Origin of the sequence: Acinetobacter sp. TUM15071 (assembly GCF_008980925.1) — a bacterium.
Taxonomy (GTDB): domain Bacteria; phylum Pseudomonadota; class Gammaproteobacteria; order Pseudomonadales; family Moraxellaceae; genus Acinetobacter; species Acinetobacter dispersus.
The window spans coordinates 1-5,570 of record NZ_BKGB01000034.1 but is presented as its reverse complement, the minus strand read 5'-3'; the positions used below and the strand labels follow the sequence as shown (position 1 = coordinate 5,570).

Below are 5,570 nucleotides of genomic sequence, written 5' to 3'. Positions count from 1 at the left end.
GGGGTGTTTGATATTTAAAAGCTGGCGATGACTTACTCTCACATGGCAAGTGCCACACTACCATCAGCGCTAAGAGGTTTCACTTCTGAGTTCGGGAAGGGATCAGGTGGTTCACTCTTGCTATTGTCGCCAGCAAACTGTTGTGGTGCTTTCGGGTCTTATTCACGATGTATTCATCGTATGCCTTACTTACGGTCCAAAGAGTTATTAACGGATTAGATTATTGAGTCGAAGTTTATTGCTTAGCAATCACTAAATCAAGTTCTTTGTTCAAGATCAGGTTTAACTGATCTTTTATGAATCGATTATCAGCTTTACATACAACTGCTTGGGTGTTGTATAGTCAAGCCTCACGAGCAATTAGTATTGGTCAGCTTCACACGTCACCGTGCTTCCACACCCAACCTATCAACGTCCTAGTCTCGAACGGCTCTTTAGAGGAATAAATTCCTAGGGAAATCTTATCTTGAGGTAGGCTTCCCGCTTAGATGCTTTCAGCGGTTATCCCTTCCGAACATAGCTACCCGGCGATGCGACTGGCGTCACAACCGGTACACCAGAGGTTCGTCCACTCTGGTCCTCTCGTACTAGGAGCAGATCCTCTCAAATTTCCAGCGCCCACGGTAGATAGGGACCGAACTGTCTCACGACGTTCTAAACCCAGCTCGCGTACCTCTTTAAATGGCGAACAGCCATACCCTTGGGACCTGCTTCAGCCCCAGGATGAGATGAGCCGACATCGAGGTGCCAAACACCGCCGTCGATATGAACTCTTGGGCGGTATCAGCCTGTTATCCCCAGAGTACCTTTTATCCGTTGAGCGATGGCCCTTCCATACAGAACCACCGGATCACTAAGACCTACTTTCGTACCTGCTCGACTTGTGGGTCTCGCAGTTAAGCGCGCTTTTGCCTTTATACTCTACGCGTGATTTCCGACCACGCTGAGCGCACCTTCGTACTCCTCCGTTACTCTTTAGGAGGAGACCGCCCCAGTCAAACTACCCACCAGACATGGTCCTCGCCCCGGATTACGGGGCAGAGTTAGAACCTCAACATTACCAGGGTGGTATTTCAAGGACGGCTCCATTGGAACTAGCGTTCCAACTTCAAAGCCTCCCACCTATCCTACACAAGTAAGGTCAAAGTTCAATGTCAAGCTGCAGTAAAGGTTCACGGGGTCTTTCCGTCTAGCCGCGGGTACACCGCATCTTCACGGCGAATTCGATTTCACTGAGCCTCTGCTGGAGACAGCGCCGCCATCATTATGCCATTCGTGCAGGTCGGAACTTACCCGACAAGGAATTTCGCTACCTTAGGACCGTTATAGTTACGGCCGCCGTTTACTGGGGCTTCGATCAAGAGCTTCGCTTACGCTAACCCCATCAATTAACCTTCCAGCACCGGGCAGGCATCACACCCTATACGTCCACTTTCGTGTTTGCAGAGTGCTATGTTTTTAATAAACAGTTGCAGCGGCCTGGTTTCTGTGGCTGCCAATAGCTCAGGGAGCAAGTCCCATCACCGTCAGCAGCGTACCTTCTCCCGAAGTTACGGTACCATTTTGCCTAGTTCCTTCAGCAGAGTTCTCTCAAGCGCTTTGGTCTACTCGACCTGACCACCTGTGTCGGTTTCGGGTACGATTCCTGTGTAACTGAAGCTTAGAGACTTTTCCTGGAAGCATGGTATCAGCCACTTCACTGTACAAGTACAGCTTGCTATCAGCTCTCAGCATAGAGCACCCCGGATTTGCCTAAGATGCATGCCTACTGCCTTCCACCTGGACAACCAACGCCAGGCTGACTTAACCTTCTCCGTCCTCTCATCGCATTACACAGAAGTATTGGAATATTAACCAATTTCCCATCGACTACGCCTCTCGGCCTCGCCTTAGGGGTCGACTCACCCAGCCCCGATTAACGTTGGACTGGAACCCTTGGTCTTTCAGCGAACGGGTTTTTCACCCGTTTTGTCGTTACTCACGTCAGCATTCGCACTTCTGATACCTCCAGCATACTTCTCAATACACCTTCATCGGCTTACAGAACGCTCCCCTACCACTTACGCTAATGCGTAAATCCGCAGCTTCGGCACATAGTTTTAGCCCCGTTACATCTTCCGCGCAGGCCGACTCGACTAGTGAGCTATTACGCTTTCTTTAAAGGGTGGCTGCTTCTAAGCCAACCTCCTAGCTGTCTATGCCTTCCCACATCGTTTCCCACTTAACTATGATTTTGGGGCCTTAGCTGGCGGTCTGGATTGTTTTCCTCTTGACTACGGACGTTAGCACCCGCAGTCTGTCTCCCGGATAGTACTCATTGGTATTCGGAGTTTGCATCGGTTTGGTAAGTCGGGATGACCCCCTAGCCGAAACAGTGCTCTACCCCCAATGGTATTCGTCCGAGGCGCTACCTAAATAGCTTTCGGGGAGAACCAGCTATCACCAGGCTTGATTAGCCTTTCACCCCTATCCACAAGTCATCCCCTGGCTTTTCAACGACAGTGGGTTCGGTCCTCCAGTTAGTGTTACCCAACCTTCAACCTGCTCATGGATAGATCGCCTGGTTTCGGGTCTATACCCAGCAACTAAACGCCCTATTAAGACTCGATTTCTCTACGGCTCCCCTATTCGGTTAACCTCGCTACTGAATATAAGTCGCTGACCCATTATACAAAAGGTACGCAGTCACCGAACAAGTCGGCTCCCACTGCTTGTATGCATGCGGTTTCAGGATCTATTTCACTCCCCTCACAGGGGTTCTTTTCGCCTTTCCCTCACGGTACTGGTTCACTATCGGTCAGTCAGGAGTATTTAGCCTTGGAGGATGGTCCCCCCATATTCAGACAAGGTTTCACGTGCCTCGCCCTACTCGTCATCATTGTGTGTGCCCTTTCGTGTACGGGAATATCACCCTCTACGTTCGCACTTCCCAGAGCGTTCCACTAGAACACACACAACTTAATGGGCTGCTCCCCGTTCGCTCGCCGCTACTAAGGGAATCTCAATTGATTTCTTTTCCTAAGGGTACTGAGATGTTTCACTTCCCCTCGTTCGCTTCATAAGCCTATGTATTCAGCTTATGATACCCGCCTTATAGCGGGTGGGTTCCCCCATTCAGAAATCTCCGGATCAAAGGATATTTGCCGCCTCCCCGGAGCTTATCGCAGGCTATTACGTCTTTCATCGCCTCTGACTGCCAAGGCATCCACCACATGCACTTAATTACTTGACTATACAACCCCAAACAGTCGTCAACACCTACAAGTGAGTGTTGTCCGTGCGATTATTCATCGCTACCATCTGTTGTCCTGTGAATTTAATCACCGTACAGCTTCAATCTAATTCATATACCAAAACGCTTGATTCAGTTAATTTGCTAGTTCTCAGATTAATTCTTCATCCAACTGCAATACTTACGTATTACCGTTAGTGTCAAATTAATCGAGTTTGAACAATTTATTTCAGACTCAATTTTCTAATCTGTTAATGATTAACTACCACCTCGTCGGTGAGTAGTAAACTGTGATAAATCACAGAACTTAATAAGCTATCTACTTACTAAATTCTGTAATCTTTAGCTCGTACTCCGTAAAGTACATGGTGGAGACTAGGAGAGTCGAACTCCTGACCTCCTGCGTGCAAAGCAGGCGCTCTACCAACTAAGCTAAGTCCCCAGCTTATCATTTAATGAACGACATATCTTTCAATCTAAGCTACTGCAATCAGATTTGGTGGGTCTGACAAGACTTGAACTTGTGACCCCACGCTTATCAAGCGTGTGCTCTAACCAACTGAGCTACAGACCCTCAGATACATCTTCGAAGAACAACTTGTTGTGGATTCTTACCGATCGTCAATCTTTCGTTAAGGAGGTGATCCAGCCGCAGGTTCCCCTACGGCTACCTTGTTACGACTTCACCCCAGTCATCGGCCACACCGTGGTAAGCGTCCTCCTTGCGGTTAGACTACCTACTTCTGGTGCAACAAACTCCCATGGTGTGACGGGCGGTGTGTACAAGGCCCGGGAACGTATTCACCGCGGCATTCTGATCCGCGATTACTAGCGATTCCGACTTCATGGAGTCGAGTTGCAGACTCCAATCCGGACTACGATCGGCTTTTTGAGATTAGCATCCTATCGCTAGGTAGCAACCCTTTGTACCGACCATTGTAGCACGTGTGTAGCCCTGGCCGTAAGGGCCATGATGACTTGACGTCGTCCCCGCCTTCCTCCAGTTTGTCACTGGCAGTATCCTTAAAGTTCCCGACATTACTCGCTGGCAAATAAGGAAAAGGGTTGCGCTCGTTGCGGGACTTAACCCAACATCTCACGACACGAGCTGACGACAGCCATGCAGCACCTGTATCTAGATTCCCGAAGGCACCAATCCATCTCTGGAAAGTTTCTAGTATGTCAAGGCCAGGTAAGGTTCTTCGCGTTGCATCGAATTAAACCACATGCTCCACCGCTTGTGCGGGCCCCCGTCAATTCATTTGAGTTTTAGTCTTGCGACCGTACTCCCCAGGCGGTCTACTTATCGCGTTAGCTGCGCCACTAAAGCCTCAAAGGCCCCAACGGCTAGTAGACATCGTTTACGGCATGGACTACCAGGGTATCTAATCCTGTTTGCTCCCCATGCTTTCGTACCTCAGCGTCAGTATTAGGCCAGATGGCTGCCTTCGCCATCGGTATTCCTCCAGATCTCTACGCATTTCACCGCTACACCTGGAATTCTACCATCCTCTCCCATACTCTAGCTGACCAGTATCGAATGCAATTCCTAAGTTAAGCTCAGGGATTTCACATCCGACTTAATCAGCCGCCTACGCACGCTTTACGCCCAGTAAATCCGATTAACGCTCGCACCCTCTGTATTACCGCGGCTGCTGGCACAGAGTTAGCCGGTGCTTATTCTGCGAGTAACGTCCACTCTTCCTAGGTATTAACTAGGAGAGCCTCCTCCTCGCTTAAAGTGCTTTACAACCAAAAGGCCTTCTTCACACACGCGGCATGGCTGGATCAGGCTTCCGCCCATTGTCCAATATTCCCCACTGCTGCCTCCCGTAGGAGTCTGGGCCGTGTCTCAGTCCCAGTGTGGCGGATCATCCTCTCAGACCCGCTACAGATCGTCGCCTTGGTAGGCCTTTACCCCACCAACTAGCTAATCCGACTTAGGCTCATCATTTAGCGCAAGGTCCGAAGATCCCCTGCTTTCTCCCGTAGGACGTATGCGGTATTAGCATTCCTTTCGGAATGTTGTCCCCCACTAAATGGCAGATTCCTAAGCATTACTCACCCGTCCGCCGCTAAGTGATAGTGCAAGCACCATCACTCCGCTCGACTTGCATGTGTTAAGCCTGCCGCCAGCGTTCAATCTGAGCCATGATCAAACTCTTCAGTTTAAAATCATTAGTAGCTTATGGCTACAAATCTTGGCTCATCAATTTTCTGACTAAAAATTCGCTCAAATAAACTTCGAGAAATTCTTACCATTCAATCAATGAAATATTTTCGATCGATCAATCAGTAAAAATCCACACAAGTTGTTCTTCTATTCTCTTAATGATCT

At 49.1% G+C, this 5,570-nt stretch carries 2 tRNA genes and 3 rRNA genes; all 5 read right to left on the bottom strand.

From position 1 onward, the window contains the following. Positions 1-19 precede the first annotated feature (19 nt). The 5 genes from rrf to GBI66_RS19050 all read right to left on the bottom strand — a co-directional run bounded on the left by rrf (position 20) and on the right by GBI66_RS19050 (position 5,403). Positions 20-134 (bottom strand): 5S ribosomal RNA (rrf, locus tag GBI66_RS19070). Between the two features lie 205 nt (positions 135-339). Next, a 23S ribosomal RNA gene (locus GBI66_RS19065) occupies positions 340-3,232 on the bottom strand. 366 nt (positions 3,233-3,598) lie between these two features. Continuing rightward, positions 3,599-3,674: transfer RNA gene (locus tag GBI66_RS19060), tRNA-Ala, on the bottom strand. 55 nt (positions 3,675-3,729) lie between these two features. After that, positions 3,730-3,806: transfer RNA gene (locus GBI66_RS19055), tRNA-Ile, on the bottom strand. 59 nt (positions 3,807-3,865) lie between these two features. Beyond that, positions 3,866-5,403: ribosomal RNA gene (locus tag GBI66_RS19050) — 16S ribosomal RNA — on the bottom strand. Together the 16S, 23S and 5S rRNA genes with 2 tRNA genes alongside form the textbook arrangement of a ribosomal RNA operon. Positions 5,404-5,570 lie beyond the last annotated feature (167 nt).